The 19,572-nt window shown below is 74.5% G+C and carries 17 protein-coding genes; 8 read left to right on the forward strand and 9 right to left on the reverse strand.

The genetic code is table 11. The annotated features are described in order from the left end of the window. The first annotated feature begins 34 nt into the window (after nt 1-34). A complete protein-coding gene (gene alc, locus ACFZAM_RS32910; protein ID WP_391051325.1) occupies nt 35-1,252 on the forward strand; it encodes an allantoicase in 1,218 nt (405 codons plus the stop codon). 73 nt (nt 1,253-1,325) lie between these two features. On the opposite strand, the gene ACFZAM_RS32915 is transcribed toward alc, so the two are convergent. The 4 genes from ACFZAM_RS32915 to ACFZAM_RS32930 all read right to left on the reverse strand — a co-directional run bounded on the left by ACFZAM_RS32915 (nt 1,326) and on the right by ACFZAM_RS32930 (nt 4,435). Beyond that, a complete protein-coding gene (locus ACFZAM_RS32915; RefSeq protein WP_391051327.1) occupies nt 1,326-2,450 on the reverse strand; it encodes an aminoglycoside phosphotransferase in 1,125 nt (374 codons plus the stop codon). Next, nucleotides 2,447-2,872, reverse strand: a complete 426-nt coding sequence (locus ACFZAM_RS32920) for an ankyrin repeat domain-containing protein (protein ID WP_355339292.1) — start codon at nt 2,870-2,872, stop codon at nt 2,447-2,449. The genes ACFZAM_RS32915 and ACFZAM_RS32920 overlap by 4 nt, the downstream gene beginning before the upstream one ends. 9 nt (nt 2,873-2,881) lie before the next feature. Continuing rightward, nucleotides 2,882-3,571, reverse strand: coding sequence for a hypothetical protein (locus ACFZAM_RS32925; RefSeq protein ID WP_391051329.1), 690 nt, complete (start codon nt 3,569-3,571; stop codon nt 2,882-2,884). A 63-nt stretch (nt 3,572-3,634) separates the two neighbouring features. Next, nucleotides 3,635-4,435, reverse strand: a complete 801-nt coding sequence (locus tag ACFZAM_RS32930) for a maleylpyruvate isomerase family mycothiol-dependent enzyme (protein ID WP_391051331.1) — start codon at nt 4,433-4,435, stop codon at nt 3,635-3,637. Nucleotides 4,436-4,721: 286 nt separating this feature from the next. On the opposite strand from ACFZAM_RS32930, the gene ACFZAM_RS32935 reads away from it, so the two are divergent. Then, nucleotides 4,722-6,773, forward strand: a complete 2,052-nt coding sequence (locus ACFZAM_RS32935) for a DUF5107 domain-containing protein (RefSeq protein WP_391051333.1) — start codon at nt 4,722-4,724, stop codon at nt 6,771-6,773. 60 nt (nt 6,774-6,833) lie between these two features. Here ACFZAM_RS32935 and ACFZAM_RS32940 read toward each other — a convergent pair whose 3' ends face one another. Further along, complete coding sequence (locus tag ACFZAM_RS32940) at nt 6,834-7,829, reverse strand: 2-dehydropantoate 2-reductase N-terminal domain-containing protein (RefSeq protein WP_391051335.1); 996 nt, start codon at nt 7,827-7,829, stop codon at nt 6,834-6,836. A 147-nt stretch (nt 7,830-7,976) separates the two neighbouring features. On the opposite strand from ACFZAM_RS32940, the gene ACFZAM_RS32945 reads away from it, so the two are divergent. Next, a complete protein-coding gene (locus tag ACFZAM_RS32945) occupies nt 7,977-9,047 on the forward strand; it encodes an RNA ligase (ATP) (protein WP_391051337.1) in 1,071 nt (356 codons plus the stop codon). Nucleotides 9,048-9,227: 180 nt separating this feature from the next. Here the strand turns inward: ACFZAM_RS32945 and ACFZAM_RS32950 are convergent, their stop codons facing one another. Continuing rightward, complete coding sequence (locus ACFZAM_RS32950; RefSeq protein WP_391051339.1) at nt 9,228-9,866, reverse strand: GNAT family N-acetyltransferase; 639 nt, start codon at nt 9,864-9,866, stop codon at nt 9,228-9,230. A 138-nt stretch (nt 9,867-10,004) separates the two neighbouring features. Between ACFZAM_RS32950 and ACFZAM_RS32955 the strand changes: the two genes are divergently transcribed. After that, on the forward strand, nt 10,005-10,436 hold the full coding sequence (locus ACFZAM_RS32955) for an SseB family protein (protein WP_355339313.1): 432 nt from the start codon (nt 10,005-10,007) through the stop codon (nt 10,434-10,436). Nucleotides 10,437-10,514: 78 nt separating this feature from the next. Here the strand turns inward: ACFZAM_RS32955 and ACFZAM_RS32960 are convergent, their stop codons facing one another. Further along, nucleotides 10,515-11,981, reverse strand: a complete 1,467-nt coding sequence (locus tag ACFZAM_RS32960; protein WP_355339316.1) for a phosphatase PAP2 family protein — start codon at nt 11,979-11,981, stop codon at nt 10,515-10,517. Between the two features lie 305 nt (nt 11,982-12,286). On the opposite strand from ACFZAM_RS32960, the gene ACFZAM_RS32965 reads away from it, so the two are divergent. The 3 genes from ACFZAM_RS32965 (at nt 12,287) to ACFZAM_RS32975 (ending at nt 15,643) form a co-directional block, all read left to right on the forward strand. Then, a complete protein-coding gene (locus ACFZAM_RS32965; protein WP_391051485.1) occupies nt 12,287-12,913 on the forward strand; it encodes an HAD-IA family hydrolase in 627 nt (208 codons plus the stop codon). Between the two features lie 163 nt (nt 12,914-13,076). Continuing rightward, nucleotides 13,077-14,354 carry an aminotransferase class I/II-fold pyridoxal phosphate-dependent enzyme gene (locus ACFZAM_RS32970; RefSeq protein ID WP_391051341.1) on the forward strand — a complete coding sequence of 426 codons (1,278 nt, stop codon included), beginning with the start codon at nt 13,077-13,079 and terminating at the stop codon, nt 14,352-14,354. A gap of 272 nt (nt 14,355-14,626) precedes the next feature. Beyond that, entirely contained in the window at nt 14,627-15,643 is a 1,017-nt protein-coding gene (locus ACFZAM_RS32975) for an MBL fold metallo-hydrolase (protein WP_355339322.1), read from the forward strand. 88 nt (nt 15,644-15,731) lie between these two features. Here the strand turns inward: ACFZAM_RS32975 and ACFZAM_RS32980 are convergent, their stop codons facing one another. Next, nucleotides 15,732-16,358 carry a VTT domain-containing protein gene (locus ACFZAM_RS32980; RefSeq protein ID WP_391051343.1) on the reverse strand — a complete coding sequence of 209 codons (627 nt, stop codon included), beginning with the start codon at nt 16,356-16,358 and terminating at the stop codon, nt 15,732-15,734. Then, nucleotides 16,355-17,161 carry an MBL fold metallo-hydrolase gene (locus tag ACFZAM_RS32985; protein WP_355339328.1) on the reverse strand — a complete coding sequence of 269 codons (807 nt, stop codon included), beginning with the start codon at nt 17,159-17,161 and terminating at the stop codon, nt 16,355-16,357. Before ACFZAM_RS32985 ends, ACFZAM_RS32980 begins: the two co-directional genes overlap by 4 nt. 274 nt (nt 17,162-17,435) lie before the next feature. On the opposite strand from ACFZAM_RS32985, the gene ACFZAM_RS32990 reads away from it, so the two are divergent. Next, the gene (locus tag ACFZAM_RS32990; RefSeq protein ID WP_391051487.1) at nt 17,436-19,550 is read left to right on the forward strand and encodes an alkaline phosphatase family protein; all 2,115 of its coding nucleotides are present in this window, start codon (nt 17,436-17,438) and stop codon (nt 19,548-19,550) included. Nucleotides 19,551-19,572: the final 22 nt, after the last annotated feature.

Below are 19,572 nucleotides of genomic sequence, written 5' to 3' on the forward strand. Positions count from 1 at the left end.
GACGTGAAGGGTCGGGTCGGCCGAGAGTAGAGGCATGACGACGACAGAGACGCATGAGACGACGGCAGCGGGATCGGCGCCGGGGACGGCACCGGCTGGGGGAGCGGCGGCAGGCGCGGCGGCCGGAACCGGGGCCGGCACTTTCACGGACCTGACCTCCTTCACGGGTGACGCGCTTCCTTACGGCGGCGGCAACCCCTTCGCGGACTACCGACGTGTGGAGCTGCCCTTCGCGGGTCTCGCGGACCTGGCCGACCGCAGGCTGGGCGCGGGGGTGGTCGCCGCCAATGACGAGTTCTTCGCCGAGCGGGAGAATCTGCTGGTGGCCGGGCCCGCGGTCTTCGACCCCGAGCGCTTCGGGCACAAGGGCAAGATCATGGACGGCTGGGAGACGCGGCGCAGGCGGGGGGCGTCCGCGCAGGTCCCGCACCCCGATCCGGCCGACCACGACTGGGCGCTGATACGGCTGGGGGCGCCGGGCGTGATCCGCGGCCTGGTGATCGACACCGCGCACTTCCGGGGCAATTACCCGCAGGCGGTGTCGGTGGAGGCCACCGCGCACTCGATGTCGGCGGCGCCCGAGGATCTGCTCGACCCGGCGGTGGAGTGGACCGAGCTGGTCCCGCGCACGGCGGTCGGCGGGCACGCGGAGAACGCGTTCGCGGTGCATGTGGAGCGCCGCTTCACCCACCTGCGCCTGTGGCAGCACCCCGACGGGGGGATCGCCCGGCTGCGGGTCTACGGCGAGGTGGCGCCCGACCCGGGGTGGCTGGCCGAGCTGGGCACCTTCGACCTGGTGGCGCTGGAGAACGGCGGCACAGTGGAGGACGCCTCCGACCGCTTCTACTCCCCGCCCGAGCACACCATCCTGCCCGGCCGCTCCCGGAAGATGGACGACGGCTGGGAGACCCGCCGCCGCCGTGACACCGGGAACGACTGGATCCAGTACCGGCTCGTGGACCAAGGCGTGATCCGTGCCATCGAGATCGACACGGCCTATCTCAAGGGCAACGCGGCGGGCTGGGCGACGCTGTCGGTCCGCGACGGGGAGGACGGCGAGTGGATCCCGCTGCTGCCGCGGGTCAAGCTCCAGCCGGACAGCGTGCACCGCTTCCTGGTCAACCCGATACCGGCCACCCACGTCCGGATCGAGATCTTCCCCGACGGCGGCATATCCCGGCTGCGGCTGCACGGCTCGCTGACCGAGCGTGGCGCGACCAGCCTGGCCGAGCGGACGGAAGCCATCAGCTAGCGCGAGGCCGACATCGGGCAGGCCCCCGTGGGGGAGGGGGCCCCGTTCGTCAGGGTCTTCTGCGGGAGGGTCCTCAGCGGGCGGGGCTGAGGATCTGTTCCGACCAGGAGACCAGGTGCTCGAAGAGGTCGGTCCTGCGGCGGAGTACGGCCAGGGGGTCGTGGTCCACGTCGTAGGCGGCGGAGCCGACCCGGCCGCCGACGGCGAGGCGGGTGAGCATCAAAGGGGCGAGCCAGCAGTATTTGGCGGCGCCCGCGGCGGCCACCGAGCGGCGCAGCTCGTCCTCGCGCAGGGCGGCCCCGGCATCGCGGGCACCGGCCAGATAGCCCTCGATGACGGCGGCGGAGATCTCCGGCAGCAACTCCCCTGGTATCAGGCCGTCGGCGACGCAGTCCGGGATGAGGTTGGCGATGTCCTCGCCCACGGCGCCCTCCCCGACGAAGGCCCAGTCGAGCAGGACGGTACGGCCGCCGGCCGGTCGGGCGGCCGGGGCGCCGGGGGAGTGCGCGGGGGAGTCGTCCTGGGCGATCAGGTTGAGCGGCCAGACATCGAGGTGGCACAGGGTGCGGGGGCCGGATTCGGCGGCGGCGAGCAGGGTGTCGCGTTGCTCCCAGATACGGCGCAGGCCGGTGCGCAGGGCGGCGGGCCAGACGGCGGCGGCGTCGGGCAGGTCCCAGGGGAGTTCAGCGGGCAGGGACTTGCTCTCCACGTACTGGCGGAGCCAGCCCCGGGAGAGCCAGGGCTCCGCAGGGAGCCGCCCGGTCCAGCGGGCCTGTGCGAAGCCGAGACCATGGGCGAAGGCGGCCAGGCGCTCCACCGGCCACTGTGAGCCGGGCACCCCGGTGACGTCCTCCAGCCACAGGGCGAAGGAGCCGTCTGCCCGCTCGTCCGCGGCGAGCAGGCGGGGGCCGTCGATCCCGGCGTCGGCGAAGACGGTCGCGGTCAGGCCGTCGCGGTAGGCGAGCGGCTCACGGCGCCAGTGGTTCCAGTGCCGCGGCTCGGGGCTGGTCTGCCAACTGCCCGAGCCCTTGGGGACGCACACCTTGAGAACCGCGCTGCCGTCGGGGCCGGTCACCCGCCAGATGCCGTCGGTGGCCTGGTTGTCCTGATTGTGGGTGAGTTCGGTGTAGGACCAGGTGGGTGCCGCACCGCCGAGGGCCGAGGCCACGCAGGAGGGGACGAGCGTCGCTGGGGTCACTGGGCGCCGAAGAGCTTCAGCAACTCGTCCTTGCCGAACATCCGGGCCGTGTCGACCGCGGACGGCACGCCCGCGGCCGGGTCGGCGCCGCCGTCGACCAGGGCGGTGATGACGTCCTGCTCGCCCTTGAAGACGGCGCCGGCCAACGGGGTCTGGCCCCGGTCGTTGGCACGGTCCGGCTCCGCGCCGCGGGCCAGCAGCGCCCGCACGGTCTGCCCGTGACCGTGGTAGGCGGCGAGCATCAGCAGGGTGTCACCGCGGTCGTTGGTGAGATTCGCGGGGACTCCCGCGTCGATGTAGGCGGCCAGTTTGTCGGTGTCGCCCTGCCGGGCGAGGTCGAAGACCTGGGCGGCGAGCTGAAGCAGCTCGGGGTCGTGAGCGGGCTCGCTCTCGGCGGCGGGATCGGGCGTCGGCTCGGTCATGATCCCAGCCTACGCAGCGGGGCACTGTCCGTTGAAGAAGGAGATCACCACGCGTTGCGGCGCGCCCTGGCCGACCTGGACGTCCACCGGGACGCAGGCGTGGCCGTCACCGGCGACGAAGAAGCCGCCGATGAAGACGACGGGCTGGGCCGGGCAGGCGTCGAAGGTGATCGCGGGGGCCGGGGTGGACCCGAAGGCACGGCCGTACTCCAGTCCGGCCTTGGCCCGCTGCTCGGCGCCGATGGTCAAGGTGACCGTCGACCCGGTCCGTATGGAAGCGGCGACCTTGTAATGCCAGCCGTCGGAGTTGTGGTAGCCGTGGCCGGTCTGGTCGCCGTCGGCCAGGGCGCGCAGACCGGTCCAGGTGAGGGGACCCACCGTCACATCGTTCTTCGCGGTGGCCGGTGCGGCGGAAGACGAAGCGGAAGCATCGGAAGAAGAGGAAGTAGAGGAAGGGGTGGTGGGTGCGATGGTGGTCGAACCAGTGGATTTCGCGGGGCTGTTGCCCGTGGTCACCTCGGTGGCGGAGCCGCCGGGCGAGCGCATGGCTTCGACGCACGCCACCGGGCGGGGGTGCTCGATGCTGCCGACCGGAGGCGGTGCCTCGATGGTGACGCGGGCGGAGTCGGTGACGACGGGGCGGTGCGTGGAACCGCCCGAGGAGCAGGCGGACAGCAGGGCGATCACCCCTAACGCCACACCGGACGCTCGTATCCCGCGACCAGACATGCGCATCACTCCCTCACGCAGGACGGTACGTGGTCAGCCGAGCGGCGGCCAGACCACCAACTGCCGTACCAGCGCGGGGTCTCCGGTCAGCCGCAGCGCGTCGGCCCCGTCCCAGGGGGCCCTGCGGTACAGCGCCAGCAGCAGATCGCTGGCGGGGCCGGAGAGGGTGGCACCGGGCTCCGGGCCGTCGCCGGGTCCGCCGCGGACCGCCGAGGCACCGGTGGTGTCGAGGATCAGGGTCCAGGCCGGGCCCTCGTCGGCGACCAGCGCGACACGGGCCGGTGCGTGCGGCCAGCCGTCCATCGAGCCGAAGCCGACGTGCAGGAATTCATCCAGGGCGTCGGCGGCGAGGGCGGGCGGCAGCGGTTCGGTGACCCCCGCGGCCTCCTGTGCGTCGCGGGCGTGGACGGCCGCCTCCTGGACCTGGTGGCGGGCGACGGAGCCTGAGGTCGCCGCGTTGCCCGACTCCGCCCACCAGGTCCAACAGCCGGTGTCGGGACCGGCCGCCCGCAGGGCGTCGAGCAGCAGCACCGTCGAGGCCGCCGACCAGGATGGCAGGTCGTCCCCCGGCATGCGGTCGCCGAGCACCCCGTCCGACGGCGGCCGGACGGCGGGGCCCGCGGCGACCGTCGCCGCCCAGAAGCGCTGCACCTGGCCGACATGCGTCAGCAGATCCCGGACGGTCCAGTCGGGGCAGCCCGGAATCCGGGCCTCGACGGGTGCGGCCCGCGCGGCCTCGCGCAGGACCGCGGACCGCTCCTCGATGAGTTCGAGCCAGTCGGTGAACCGGAGTTCGGGCGAGGCCGGCGTCTGCGAGGAGCGCGAAGTCGTCATGGCCACCGTTGTAGCAGCGACCACCGACAATGCCCCCGGTCCGGCGGCCGGGACAGCCCGCGGGCTCCCTGTCCGGTGCGGTGCGCGGAAGATCGAGAAGGCCGCGCCCGGCCGGTCCCGCGGCCGAATTTATGGCCGGATTTCTGACCGATTCCACAGGTTTTGCCCAACCCTGACCACGGCGGGCTCTGTTCACCGCGACGGGAAACCTGTTCCATGGTCATCAGACGGCCGCCGCGACCGAAGGCGGCCACGTGTGCCAGAAGAGGTGGCCTTGCCTACGACCGTGCGGCGTACCGCTGTGAGCATTCCGGCCGCGGCCCTCGGCCCGGAGAACCCGCTGCCCGCATTGCGCCCGCTCGACGAGCTGCACCGGCTGGACCTCAAGGACCGCGAGGGACTGCCCGCCGACATGGCCAGGCAGCTCGGCTACGCGCCGCTGCGCTCGGTGCTGCCGGTCCGCGTCCTCGACGGCTACGGCCGGGACCGCGCCCCGGCCGACCTCGACGCACTCGTCATCGAGAACGACCGCATCCGCGCCACCGTGCTGCCCGGCCTCGGCGGCAGGCTGTACTCGCTGGTCCACAAGGCGACCGGACGTGAACTGCTCTACCGCAACCCGGTGTTCCAGCCCGCCGCGTTCGCGCTGGCCGGTGCCTGGTTCTCCGGCGGCGTGGAGTGGAATCTCGGCGCCACCGGCCACGCCGCCCACACCTGCGCCGCGCTGCACGCCGCCCGCGTCCCCGCCCCGGACGGCGGCGAGATGCTGCGCCTGTGGGAGTGGGAGCGGCTGCGCGACCTGCCCTTCCAGATCGACATGTGGCTGCCCGCCGACTCCGACTTCCTCTACGTCGGCATCCGGGTCCGCAATCCGCACGAGCGCACCGTGCCCGCCTACTGGTGGTCCAACATCGCCGTTCCCGAGACCGACCGCACCCGGGTGCTCGCCCCCGCTGACGCCGCCTGGCACTTCGGCTACAGCCGCACCCTCAGCCATGTGCCGGTCCCCGCGCCCGACGGCGCCACCGACATCACCTACACCACCCGCTCCGAGCACGCCGCCGACTACTTCTTCGACGTGGCCGACACCGACCGCCGCTGGATCACCGCCCTGGACGGCGAAGGACACGGCCTCGTCCAGACCTCCACCGACCTGCTGCGCGGACGCAAGCTCTTCCTGTGGGGCCACGGCCGCGGCGGGCGGCGCTGGCAGGAGTGGCTGACCGAGCCCGGCACCGGCGGCTACCTGGAGATCCAGGCCGGTCTCGCCAGGACACAGCTCGAACACATCCCCATGGCCGCGGATTCGGAATTCTCCTGGCTGGAGGCGTACGGACCGCTCGCCGCCGACCCCGCGCTCGTGCACGGCGACGACTGGTCCGCCGCGCGCGCCGAGGCCGGGGGACGACTCGAGGCCGCACTCCCGCGCGCCACCGTCGACGCCGCCTACACCGCGTGGCTGGCGCACGCCGACAGCGACCCCAAGGACGTGCTCGCCACCGGCTCCGGCTGGGGCGCCCTCGAAAGCGAGCGCGGCCACTTCCACCTGCCCGGCACCCCGTTCCCCGCCACCACGCTCGGCGACCCGCAGAAGCCCTGGCTGGAACTGCTGCTCGCCGGGATCTTCCCGAGACCCGCCGCCGACGCGCCGCCGGGACCCGCGCTCGTCTCCCCGGAGTGGCGCGAACTGCTGGAGTCCGCCGACACCTATCCCGGCAACGAGTGGTTCCGCGACTACTACCTCGGCATCGCCCAGTGGGCCGCGGGCGACCGCGCGCAGGCCGTGCGCAGTTGGGAACGGTCGGTCGCCGCCCACCCCTCGCCGTGGGGCCTGCGCGCCCTGGCCGTCGCCGAGGCCGACGCGGGCCAGACCGACCGCGCCGCCGACCGCTACCTGGCCGCGTACGACAGCCTGCGCGAGACGTTCACCGCGCTCCCGGACCGCCCGGACGTCCGGCGCGCCCTGATCGTCGAGGCCGTGCCCGTCCTGCTCGCCGCGGGCCGCGCCGCCGACGCCGAACGCGTCCTCGCCGATCCGGACCAGGCCCCGGAGGGGGACCGGCACGACCCCGACTGCGGGCGGCTACGGCTGCTGCGCGCGCAGACCGCGCTCGCCCGCGGCCAAGTCGCCGAGGCCCGCGCGCTGTTCGACGAGGGCTTCGTCGTGGAGGACCTGTACGAGGGCGCCGAGGCGCTGACCGACACCTGGTACGCCATAGCCGAGCGCCTTGTCGCGGGCGACGGCCCCGTCACCGACGACATCAGGACCCGCGCGCGGGCGGAACACCCGCTGCCCGCCGCGTACGACTTCCGGATGCGGCCGGAGACGGTGCCGTAGGGAGCGGGCGGTCCCGGCCGCACAGCGACTGCGGCCGACGTCCGTTGGCCGCCGTGCCGCCTACGCCCGGCTCGCGGCGACCAGTGCCGCCGTCTCGTCCGCCGTCAGGTCACCGGGGCGGCGGCCGTCGCGGGCAAAGGAGTTGGCGGTACGGCGCAGCGCCTCGTTGACGGGCGTCGGCACGCCGAAGCGGCGGCCCAGCAGCACGATCTCGCCGTTGAGGTAGTCGGCCTCGATGGAGCCGGTGCCCCGGGTGAGGCTCTGCCAGGACGAACCGCCGCCGCGCTCACCGCCGTTGACGGGCAGCAGCTCCACCCGGTCGCCGCGCACGCGGGCCTGCTCCTCCTGGCTGACGTGCGCGACACCGGCCGCGTCCAGCACCGCGACTCCTTCCGCGCGGGCCCGCTGATACACCTCGAACAGCGGCCCCTCACCGATCGGACCGGACACCGCCTCCAGGGAGTTGCCCAGATTCGACAGCAATTTGCCGTACTTCCACGCCATCACGTCCTGCGAGACCGGCGCCGCGAAGCCCGAGCCCTCAAGGTCGGCGGCGATCCGCCGCGTCGTGTCGTCCGCGCCCGACGGATAGCGGCCCAAGGTCAGAATCCCGGACAGCGGCGCACCCGGCGCCTGCACGACACCCGGCTCCAGGTGGGAGGCCGGCAGCCAGACGCACATCCCGTGCACGTTCGGGAAGTGGCGCAGCGCCAGCCGCTCGTTCTCGACCCCGTTCTGCGCGCACACCACGGCGGGACCGGCACCGTCCGAGCCGACCCCGTACCCGTCCCACCGCGTCAGCACCGACGCCGTGTCCTGCGTCTTGACGCCCAGCACCAGCACGTCGTCGGGCCGCGCCCGCAGCGCCTCCGGCCCGTCCGCGACGGGCACGGGCAACGTCATCGTGCGGTCCGGCAGTTCGAGCCGCAGGCCCCGCTCGCGCAGCGCGTCGAGATGGCCGCCGCGTGCCACCAGGACGACCTCGTGACCGCCGTCGAACAGCCGCCCGCCGATCGTGCCGCCGACCGCTCCCGCTCCGATGATGATGTATCGCACACCAAGAGACTCGCACACGCCCGCCCCGGTCCCCCCGCCGCACCGCGCCGAAAACCGGTGGCCGGGCGCCCGCGCCCCCCGCCACAGTGATCGTCGGGGAGAACACCCGACCACCACCATCCGACCACCACATACGGGGGGACCGTCATGTCCACATTGCGCGTGACCGCGGAGCGGCTCACCATCCTCGACCACCCCAACGCCGACGCGCTCGAACTGGCGCAGGTCGGCCTCTACCGCGCCGTGGTCGCCAAAGGCGCCTACCGCAGCGGCGACTTCGCCGTCTACATCCCCGAACAGGCCGTGCTGCCCGAGCCGTTGATCACGGAGCTGGGCCTGACCGGCAGGCTGGCCGGAAGCGCCGCGAACCGCGTCAGGGCGGTCCGGCTGCGCGGCGAGCTGTCGCAGGGCATCGTCTGCCGCCCGGCCGCGCTCGACGGTACGGATCTGGAGCGGGCCGCCGCCGGGGGAGCGGACTTCGCCGAACGGCTCGGCATCGTCAAATGGGTGCCTCCGGTGCCGGTGTCGATGAGCGGCGACGTGGAGTCGGCGCCCGACCTGCTGCCCTGGATCGACATCGAGAACCTCAAGCGCTACCCGGACATCTTCGCGCCGGGCGACCCGGTCACCGTCACCGAGAAGCTGCACGGCACGGCCTGCTGCCTCACCTACTACGCGGACGGCGGCGCCGTGCACGTCACGTCCAAGGGCCTCGGCGGACAGCGCCTCGCCCTCACCGAGACCGACCGCAATCTCTACTGGCGCGCCGTCCTCGGCCACGGCCTGCCCGCCGTCGCGGCCCGGCTCGCCGAGCGGCTGGGCGCCGACCGGATCGGCGTCTACGGCGAGGTGTACGGCAGCGGTGTGCAGGATCTCGGCTACGGCGCCGACGCCCGCGCGCAGGGCGCGCCCGGTTACGCGGCGTTCGACGTGTGCGCGGACATCGGCGGGCGGGTGCGCTGGCTGGACGCCTTCGCGCTGCTGGAGGGCGAAGTGCCGCTGGTGCCCAAGCTGTTCGAGGGCCCCTTCGAGCAGGAGGCGGTGCTGGCGCTGGCCCAGGGCACGGAGACGGTCTCCGGCCGCGGCCTGCACCTGCGCGAGGGCGTCGTGGTGCGCACGGCCGACGACCGCTACAGCGACGTGCTCGGCGGCCGGGCCATCGCCAAGGTCGTCAGCGACGCCTACCTGACCCGCAAAGGCGGCACGGAGTACGAGTGAGACCGGCCCCCGCGAGACCGGCCCCCGCGTGACCGGCCCCCGCGTGACCGGCCCCCGCGTGACCGGCCCCCGCGTGACCGGCCCCCGCGTGACCGGCCCCCGCGTGACCGCCAGCCGCCGACCGTGGGCCGACGCCCTTCCCCGAACAGCGTCGGCCCACGGTCGGCCCACCCCGGACCGTCAGCCCGCCCCGACCCGTCCGGCCCCCGCCTCCGCGCCGCCCTCCAGCCGCGCCCGCAACCGCCGCTTCGCCTCCGGCCACTCCTCGGCCAGCATCGAGAAGAAGACGCTGTCGCGCCACGTCACACCGTCCGAGCGCAGCCGGTGGCGGCGCCAGACCCCCTCGCGGACCGCGCCGAGCCGCGCGATGGCCCGCTGCGACCTGATGTTGAGATGATCCGTCTTCCAGCAGATCCGCCCCATGCCCAGCTCCTCGAAGGCATGGCCCATCAGCAGCAGCTTGGCCTCGGTGTTGACCGGGGTCCGCCAATGGGCGCGGCCGTACCAGGTCCAGCCGATCTCCAGCCGCTCGTCCCTGGCGCTCACGTCGTGGTACGTCGTCCAGCCGACGGCCCGGCCGCCCGCCCGCTCCACGACGGCGAAGGCGAGACCGCCCGCGGCCTCCGCGTCGGCGGCGACCCGTACCGCGAGATCGCGCAGCTCGTCCTCGGTGCGCGGCGGCTCCACCGGCAGCCAGCGCCACACCTCCTCGTCACCGCCGCCCGCGGCGAACAGATCGGGCACATGGCCGGGAGCGAGCGGTTCGAGGCGGACGAAACGGCCTTCGAGCACCGTGTGAGCGGGGGTTCTGGCAACCATGGACGCACCGTAACCAGCGGCCAGCGGGTCCTGGCAACGCGATTTCACCTCGTGGACCGCATGCTCTCGGCTCAGCCGGGTACGTGCGGGGGATCCGAGCACCGTTGACGCCAGAAGCGGCGAGAGGAACCAGAAGCGATGACCGACATCACCCCCGACGGCCTCGACCCGGACAGCGGCCTGCCCCCGGCGCAGCGCGCGCTGCGCGAGATCGCCCACGGCAGCGAGAACGTCGTCGCCCTCAGCACGCTCGCGGTCAGCGAAGTCCTGCTGCCGGTGCCGGGCGTGGACGAGGACCCCAACGGCGGCGAGCCTCCCCGGCAGATCCAGCTCCCGGTGTACGAACAGGAGGACGGCCGCCAGCTCGTGCCCGTCTTCACCTCCGAGACCCGGATGGCCGAAGCTCTGCCGACGACCAGTCGCTACCGGCTGGTCCAGCTCGCCGTGCTCAGCGGCGCCTGGCCCTCCGACGAACTGATCCTGTCCATCGACACCGGCAGCCCCGACTCGCTGAGCATCTCGGGCGAAGGCGTCCGCGCCCTGGCCGGGCTGGTCGGCGGCCAGAACTGACCGCCGCCCGCGTCGTCAACCCCGCCCGAGCCGCCTGAGGCGGCTCCGAGCAGGCCCCGGCATGCCCCCCGGACCCGGTCAGCCCCGGTACACCACCAGCCCGCCGGGCACCTTGTCGAGCAGCAGCTCACCGGGCGCGGGTGCCACCTCACCGTCGTAGGCGAGGTGGACGCCCTCGCCGGGCAGCCGCAGCCGCAGCCGCCGTACGGTCGCCGACGTGTACACCGGCGACCGGGTCAGCACCCCGGTGAGGGCCGCGCCCAGCAGCCGGGTACGGGCGAAGGGCCCGCCGTCCACGATGCGCACGTCCAGCACGCCGTCGTTGAGGTCGCGGCGGCGCACCGGGGCGAGCCCGACGCTGGAGTAGCGGCAGTTCCCCGCGAAGATCAGCCACACCGAGCGCGGCCGTCCGTTCACCTCGATGTCCACCGGCTCGCAGGTCCGCAGGACGTGCACGGCGGCCAGCACACTGGCGGGCCAGCTCCCCACCCGCCGCGACCAGCGCTCCCGTACCCGTACCAGCTCCGGGTACGACCCGATGCTGAAGGTGTTGAGGAAGGGCGCCGACTCGCTGTACGGCGAGTCCAGGCTGGTGTGCCGGGCCACGTCCACATTGGCCGCCCGGCCCGCCGCGACCGCCTTCGCGGTGTCCTCGACGGTCTCCAGGCCGAGGTCGAGCGCGAAGTGGTTACGGGTGCCGCCGGGGAAGACCGCCAGCGGCAGCCGGTGGCGCAGGGCGACGGCCGTGGCCAGGCACACCGTGCCGTCACCGCCGCACACCCCGAGCGCGCCGCCCTGCTCCACGGCCGTGCGCGCCGCCTTCTCCAGCATCTCCAGCAGGTCGTCGTCCTCGGTGCACTCACCGACCGACGCCTCGGGCAGCGCGGCGGCGATCCGGTCGACGGGCGCCGACAGCAGCGGCGGCGGCCCCGACGCGGAGTTCACCACCACGTGCAGCCCGCGGCCCTCGGGCAGCGACGGCACCTGCGCGTCGGCGCCCGGCTCCGGCTTTCCCGGAGCGGGCGGCACCAGGGCGCGTACGACGGCGGCGGCGCCAAGGCCCAGGGCCGCGCCAGCCACCACGTCACTCGGATAGTGCACTCCGGTGTAGATCCGTGAGAAGGCCACGCTCGCGGCGAGCGGCGCGATCACCAGGCCCCAGCGCGGCGACTCGATCGCCATGCCCGCGGCGAAGGCGGCGGCCGAGGCCGCGTGGCCCGAGGGGAACGACGAGGTGATCGGCTGGCGGTGCAGCCGCCGTATGACCGGGACGGTGTCGAGTATCGGCCGCGACCGCCGAACCGCGCCCTTGCCCGCGGTGTTGACCGTCAGTGACGCCAGCGCCAGCGAGCCCAGTCCGCGCGCCGCCGCCCGGCGTCCGGTCCTGCCGCCGGTGGCCGCGACGCCCGCGGCGACGGCGAACCACAGCCGGCCGTGGTTCGCGGCACTGCTCAGCCGGGGCAGGACCGGCTCCGCGCCCGGCCAGTGGCGCTCCGCCACCTCGGCGAACAGCGCCTTGTCCCAGTTCTTCCAGGGATACGTCATGCGGGCCGGTTACCCACGCCTGGCCGCGGCACACCGCCTGATCAAGGCCGTTGCCGTTCCGTCACGGACGGCCGCCCGCGTATCCGCCGGTACCGCACTCGCGTACCCGCCCGCGTATCCGCCGGTACCGCACTCGCGTACCCGCCCGCGTATCCGCCGGTACCGCACTCGCGTACCCGCCCGCGTACCCCCCGGTACCGCACCCGCGCCGCCGCCCCCGTGTCCGCCGTCCACCGGCGCCGCCGCTGTAGTCTCACCGGGTGAACGAAGCTCACCCGCACACCCCTTGGCCAGAGCCGGAACTCGTGATCTTCGACTGCGACGGTGTGCTGGTCGACAGCGAGAAGATCGCGGTGAAGGTGGACGCGTTCGTGCTCGCCGCGGTCGGCTGGCCGCTGAGCGAGGCCGAGATCGTGGAACGGTTCGTGGGCCGCTCCTACCGCGACATGACCACCGCCATCGAGAAACACCTGGGCCGCTCCCTGCCCGAGGACTGGGACGCCCCCTACCGGCACCTCTACCAGGAGGCGTTCGACGCCGACCTGACCGAGGTCGACGGCATCACGCAGGCCCTGGACGCGCTCACCCTGCCGAGCTGCGTCGCGTCGAGCACCAGCCACGAGGGACTGCGCCACACGCTTGGCCTCACCGGGCTCTACGAGCGTTTCGAGGGCCGGATCTTCAGCGCGAGCGAGGTCGAGCACGGCAAGCCCGCCCCCGACCTCTTCCTGCACGCGGCCCGCAGCCTCGGCGTCGAGCCCGCGCGCTGCGTGGTCGTCGAGGACAGCCGGTACGGGGTGGCCGCCGCCCGCGCGGCGGGCATGCGCGCGTACGGCTACTGCGGCGGACTCACCCCCGCGGGCTGGCTCGAAGGACCCGGCACGACGGTCTTCGACGACATGCGCGACCTGCCCGCACTGCTGCTGCGCTGAACGCGGGGCGCGCCGCCGCCTCCTCACCCGCGCACTCGGCCGTCGGCCGCCCCACCGGCCGTTCCGTCGGATGCGGACCGCGCCGTTGCGTCGGATGCGGACCGCGCCGCCGCGGGAGAAAGTGGGCCCCAGGGGTGCCCACCTACGCAGCGGAGGTAACCGGATGCGGCTCGGCCCGCGGTACGACCTGCGACCCGACTCGGGACTGCCGCTGCCCGCGTACTGGCGGGAACGGACCGCCGCCGCCCGGCCCGGCGCCGAGGTCCCTGGCGGCGGCCCGCGGCTGCTCGACGCCGCCTGCGGCTACTGGGCCCGGCGCGGCCTGCCCTGCCGCGCGGACCACGTGCTCGCCGCGCCCGGCGCGGAGCCGCTGCTGTTCGCGCTGCTCGCCGCCGTCGACGGAGACCCGGTGCTGGCCCGCCCGGCCCCCGCGTGGCAGGCCCCGGTGGCCCGGCTGCTCGGCCGCCGGGTGCACACCGCGCCCACCCCGCCCGAGGGCGGCGTGCCCGACCCCTTCGCGCTGCTGGAGACCGTACGGCGGGCGCGCGCCGCGGGCGCCGACCCGCGGCTGCTGGTGCTGTCTGCCGCCGACGACCCGACCGGCACCGTCACCGCGCCCGAGCTGCTGCACGAGACGTGCGAGGCCGCGGCGGAGGCGGGGCTGCTGATCGTCTCCGACGAGACGTACTCCGACACGCTCCACCACCGCGACACGGTGCTGCTCAGCCCGGCCGAGATGCTGCCCGACCACACCGTCGTCCTGGCCGACCTGGGCGCCACGCTGGTCCCGGCCGCGGTGCCCGCCGCGCTCGCCCGCTTCCCCGCCACCGCCCACGGCGCGGCCTGGCGGGAGCGGGCCCTCGACGTACTCGCCGCGCTGCGCGCCGTGCTGCCCGCGCCGGTCGCCGCCGCCACCGGATACGTCCTCACCGAGCCCGCGGAGGTCACCGACCGCACCGCCGCGGCCAACCGGCTGCACGCGCGTACCGCCGCTGCCGCCTTCCGCGCGATCACCGGCGCGGGGGCGACCTGCCGTCCGCCGCGCGCCGGTTTCCAGCTCTATCCGACGCTGCCCGCGCCCGGCCTGGACGCCGCCGCGCTGGAGGAGCGGCTGACCGCGGCCCTCGGCTACCCCGTACTCGGCGGCCACCGCTTCGGCGACGACCCGGACGAGCCGCGCGTGCGGATCAGCACGGGTCACCTGCACGGCGCCACCGAGGACGAGCGCCGTGTCGCGCTGGCCGCGCCCGACCCGCTCGCCGTCCCGCATGTCGTCGCCGCGCTGGCCGCGTTGGCCGTCGCCGTCAGCGGCCACGCCACCGGGTACCCGGAGGGCGGGTCGGGCCCCGCGGGCGGGGCGGTCGGCGAATCCGCGCGCATCGGTGAATCCGCCGACATCGGCGAATCGGCGGACACCGGATCGCGGGGGCGTGGGACCTGACCTATTTTTTGGGTAGGTCGATGAACGATGATCGGGGATCCGGTGGGTGCGAGCGGTGTTCGGGACGGCCGGGCGGGCCACACGTGCCTCGCCCGCCCTCCCCACACCCTGTGCCGCGGCCACGGGTCCTGCCGGTCCCGTCGGGCTTCCCGGCCCGGTCGGAACCGCCGGGGCCGCCGCCCTGGCTCGAACCGCCGGGGCCGCCGCCCCGGCCCGCTGTTGCCCGGCGAGTGTCGCCGACGGCGCCGAGACCGTGACGGATGGGAGTCCCGATGACCGATCAGAGCGAGCGCACCCTCGCCGAGAGCGAGAGCACCCTCGCCGGTCCGCGTCCGCTGGGCGAGTTGAGGACCTGGCCCAAGTCGTTCGCCGACCGGCTGACGGACCCGCTGCCGGGGCTGCGCGACGTCCTGCGCTCGGTACGGGAACGCAGCATGCGCCCGCCGGCCGCCGCGCTCGCGCAGGTGCCGTCGCTGCCGGTCGAGCAGGGACCGCTGCCCGCGACGACGGCGGGCACGGTCAGCCTCACCTGGGTGGGACACGCGAGCTGGGTGATCGGCATCGGCGGGCTGACCGTGCTCACCGACCCCGTGTGGTCCCGCCGGATCCCCGGCACCCCGGCCAGGGTCACCCCGGTGGGCGTGCCCTGGGAGACGCTGCCCCCCGTGGACGCCGTCGTCATCAGCCACAACCACTACGACCACCTCGACGCGCCGACGCTGAAGCGGCTGCCGCGCGACACCGCGCTGTTCGTGCCCGCGGGCCTGGCCGCCTGGTGCCGCCGCCGAGGCTTCACGCGGGTCACCGAGCTCGACTGGTGGGAGGCGGCGGAACTGGGCGGTGTCCGCTTCGACTTCGTCCCCGCGCACCACTGGAGCAAGCGCACGCTCACCGACACCTGCCGCTCGCTGTGGGGCGGCTGGGTGCTGACCGACGGCTCGGGGCGGCGCGTCTACTTCGCCGGGGACACCGGCTACGGCCACTGGTTCCGCGAGATCGGCCGCGCCCACCCCGGCATCGACCTCGCGCTGCTGCCGATCGGCGCCTACTCGCCGCGCTGGATGCTCAGCACCGTGCACACCGACCCGGAAGAGGCCGTACGCGCCTGCCTCGACGTGGGCGCGACCGCGATGGCGCCCATGCATTGGGCGACGTTCCTGCTCTCCGCCGAGCCGCCGCTGGAACCGCTCACCCGGCTGCACGCCGCGTGGGCCGCGACCGGCCGCCCCCGCGACGACCTGTGGGACCTGCCGATCGGCGGCTCGCGGGTGCTGTCCGGCACGCCGTGAGGGCACGGCACGCCGAGGCACGGCACGCCGTGAGGGCACGCCCGGCGGCCTGATCGCGGGACGGCCGCCCCCGCTTGCGGCGCGCGGCCTACTTGCGGCGCAGCCGCCGCACGACCATGGGCCCCGCCGCGAAGGCGAACGTCAGCCCCACCGCGAGCGCCACCCCCTGCCACGGCTCGGGGAACAGCGACCCGCCCAGGATGCCGACCAGTTGATACGCCGCCGCCCACACCAGACAGGCCGGGATGTCGCCGCGGACGAACCGCCGCAGCGACATCTCGCCCAGCAGGCACGCCACCATCACCGGGATACGGCCCGCCGGGATCAGCCGGGACAGCACCAGGACGGCCGCGCCGTGCGCGTCCAGCCGGTTCTGTGCCTTCTCCAGCGTCGTGTTGTCCACCCGGTCCTGGAGCCGGTGCAGCCAGCGCGAGCCGTTGCGGGACCGCACCCCGCGCAGGCCGAGCCAGTACAGTGCCACGTCGCCGAGGAAGGCGGCGAAGGACGACACGAGGAACACCCCGAGCAGCGCGAGCGGGGGTTCCGACTGGTGGAAGGCGACGACGGCCGCGCTGGAGACCACCGCGCCGGTCGGCACCACCGGCACCAGCGAGCCTAGCGACACCAGCAAAAACAGCGACGGATAACCTATGGCCTGCTGCGTGGTCTCGGACGCGGGGGAATTGGCGGCGGCCGACGCCAGGAAACCGATCACCCGCGGCTCTCCCGCCCGGCGTCCTCGACCAGCACCGACTGCCCGTGGTCGAGCCGGTGCACCGACACCCGCGGGGCCAGCCGTGCGGCGATCCGCACGAACTCCTCGCCGGGCGTGTGGAATTCGTGCGGCCGTACCGCGTCCATGCCGATCGGCCAGAATGTGCCGTAGTGCACCGGCACCGCGGCTCGGGGCGCCAGATCGGCCAGCACCCGCGCGGCCCGCGCCGCGTCCAGATGCCCGTGCCCGAGGAAGGGGCCCCAGCCGCCGACCGGCAGCAGCGCCACGTCGCAGGGGCCGACCGCGTCGGCCAGCCCGTCGAACAGCCCGGTGTCCCCGGCGAAGTACGTGCGCGCGGCCCCCTCCACGACATAGCCGAGCGCGGGGGAGCGCTCAGGCCCGTACGGCAGCCGCCGTCCGTCGTGCGCGGCGGGCACCGCCCTGACCGTCAGCTCCCCGCCGTCCGCGCCGCGTACCAGGAGCGAGTCGCCCGCGCCGACCTCCACCAGCCGCAGCCGGTCACGCAGCCGCCGCAGCCCCGGCACCGCGGCGACCGCGCCGCGCGGCAGGACCACGGTGGTGCCCGCCGCCAGCCGCCGCACCGAGTCCAGGTGCAGGTGGTCGGCGTGCAGATGAGAGATGAGTACGGCGTCGGCCGCGGTCGCCGACGCGGGCGGTACGGCGCCGCGCCGCCTGCGCAGATGGGCGAGCCGCCGGGTGAACAGCGGGTCGGTGAGCACCCGTACCCCGGAGTCCCGCACGGTCACCGTGGCATGGCCCCACCACGTGATCTCCACCGCCACCGCGCCCGTCCTTTCCCGGCATCCGTCCAGGGCGCCCGTATCGCACACACGCGTCGCACCTCCCCGGTCAGGGGACTCGTACCGTGCCCGCGCACACCCTCGCAGGCCCGAGCGTATGCCCTGCCGAGGGCCGGGCCCGGCGCGCGCCCGACGGGGCGCCGGGACGCGGCGGGCGGTATGGCACTGTGGAGGTGTGCCGCAGCCTGCGAAGAGACGGGAACGGGCCGTCGGCCGGAGCGTGGTGAGGGCCGTCGGCCGGGTGCTCGCTGTGTGGATGGTCTCCAGCGCGACCCTGGCCGTACTCGCCTGGGTGCTCCCCGACTTCCGCCTCGAGGCTCCCAACGGCGACAGCCCCACCCAGATCGCGGTGACCTCGGCGATCGGCGCGGGCGCCTTCGGCGTACTGAGCGCTCTCGTGTGGCCGCTGCTGGTCCGCGCCCTGCTGCTCGTGCCCGCGCTCGTGCTCGGCGCCCTGGTCTTCTTCCTCAACGGCTCGCTGCTGCTCGTCGCCCTGCGCTTCACCCCCGACGGCCGCGGCCAGGTCGCCCCGGCCACCGCCGTGGTGATCGCCGCCGTGATGTCCGCGACGTCCTCCGCCACCAGCACCGCCCTCGCGGTACGGGACGACGCCGCGTACGGCCGCAGGCTCGCCCGGCTCGCGGGCCGCAGAACCCGTGCGAGCGACCCGCCGCTGCCGACCACGCCCGGCACGGTCTTCCTGCAACTCGACGGCGTCGGCCACGACGTGCTGCGCGACGCCCTCACCTCCGCGCCGCCCGCGATGCCGACCCTGGCCGGCTGGCTCGGCACCACCCACCGGCTCACCCCGTGGCGCACCGACTGGAGCAGCCAGACCGGCGCGAGCCAGCTCGCCATCCTGCACGGCACGAACCACGACGTGCCCGCCTTCCGCTGGTTCGAGAAGGAGACCGGCCAGCTGATGGTCTGCAACCGGCCCTCCAGCGCCGCGGAACTGGAGCGCCGCGCGGTGGCCCGTACCGGCTTTCGCGGACTGCTCGCCGAGGACGGCGCCAGCCGCGGCAATCTGTTCACCGGCGGCGCGGAACAGTCCGCGCTGGTGATGTCGGTGGCGGCCCGCCGCGACAAGTTCAGCCGCTCCAGATCCGGCTACTTCGCCTACTTCTCCGACCCGGCGAACGCGGTGCGCACCGCCTGGTCGTTCAGCGCCGAGGTGTGCCGCGAGATCGGGGAGTCGACGGCGTCGCGGCTGCGCCGGGACCGGCCCCGGATCAAGCGCGGCGGCCTCTACCCGCTGCTGCGCGCCTTCGCCACCGTCGTGGAACGGGACGTGGCCGTGGCCGCCGTCATCGGCGACATGCTGGCCGGAAGGACCGCCGTCTACGCGGACCTCGTGGCGTACGACGAGGTCGCCCACCACTCGGGCCCGCGCAGCAAGGACGCGCGCAAGGTGCTGGGCCGGCTCGACCGCTCGGTGGCGCTGATCGCCGACGCCTCGCGGTACGCGCCCCGGCCGTACCGCATCGTCCTGCTGTCCGACCACGGGCAGAGCGAGGGCGAGACCTTCGAGAGCGCGTACGGGGTGACCTTCCGCGAACTGGTGCGGGCCGGTTGCGGGCTGGCCGGGACCGAACGGCAGGCCAGGCGGCGGGCGGCGCGCGGCGCCGAGGCGCGGGCGGCGGCCCGCACCGCGCTGCGCCGCCCCGAGCAGGAGCGGCGGGCGCAGGAGGAGGCCGAGTGCGCGGGGCCCGCGTCGCAGCCGGTCGTGCTGGCCTCGGGCAACCTCGGGCTCGTCGCCTTCCCCGAGATCGAGGGGCGGGCCACGCTGGAGGAGATCGACCGCCGCTCGCCCGCGCTCCTCGACGCGCTCACCGGGCACCCCGGTATCGGCTTCGTGCTCGTGCACAGCGCCGAGCGCGGTCCGCTCGTGCTGGGCCCCGACGGCTCGCAGCGCGAGCTGGCCACCGGGCGGATCAAGGGCGACGACCCGCTCGCGCCCTTCGGCGAGGGCGCCGCGGACGCCGTGCTGCGGGCGGACGGCTTCCCCCACATCGCCGACCTCATGGTCAACTCCGCCTGCGATCCGCGCTCCGGAGCCGTGCACGCCTTCGAGGAACAGGCCGGTTCGCACGGGGGCCTGGGCGGCCCGCAGAGCCACCCCTTCCTCCTGACCCCCGTCGAACTCCCCGTGCCGCCCGCCCCCCTCGTCGGAGCCGAGGCCCTGCACTCCCTGCTGCGCACATGGCTCACCCCGCCGCGCCCCGCCTCATCCCAGGAGAAGCGGCCCGGCGAGGAGCGATCCCGCGAGGAACCCACCCACCAGGAACCCACCCACCAGGAACCCATCCACCAGGAACCCATCCACCAGGAACCGGTTCGCGAGGAACCGACCCGCGCGACGACGGCGTGAACCGACCTGACGCCGCCGCCGG

The sequence above is a fragment of the Streptomyces sp. NPDC008079 genome, assembly GCF_042957385.1.
GTDB lineage: Bacteria > Actinomycetota > Actinomycetes > Streptomycetales > Streptomycetaceae > Actinacidiphila.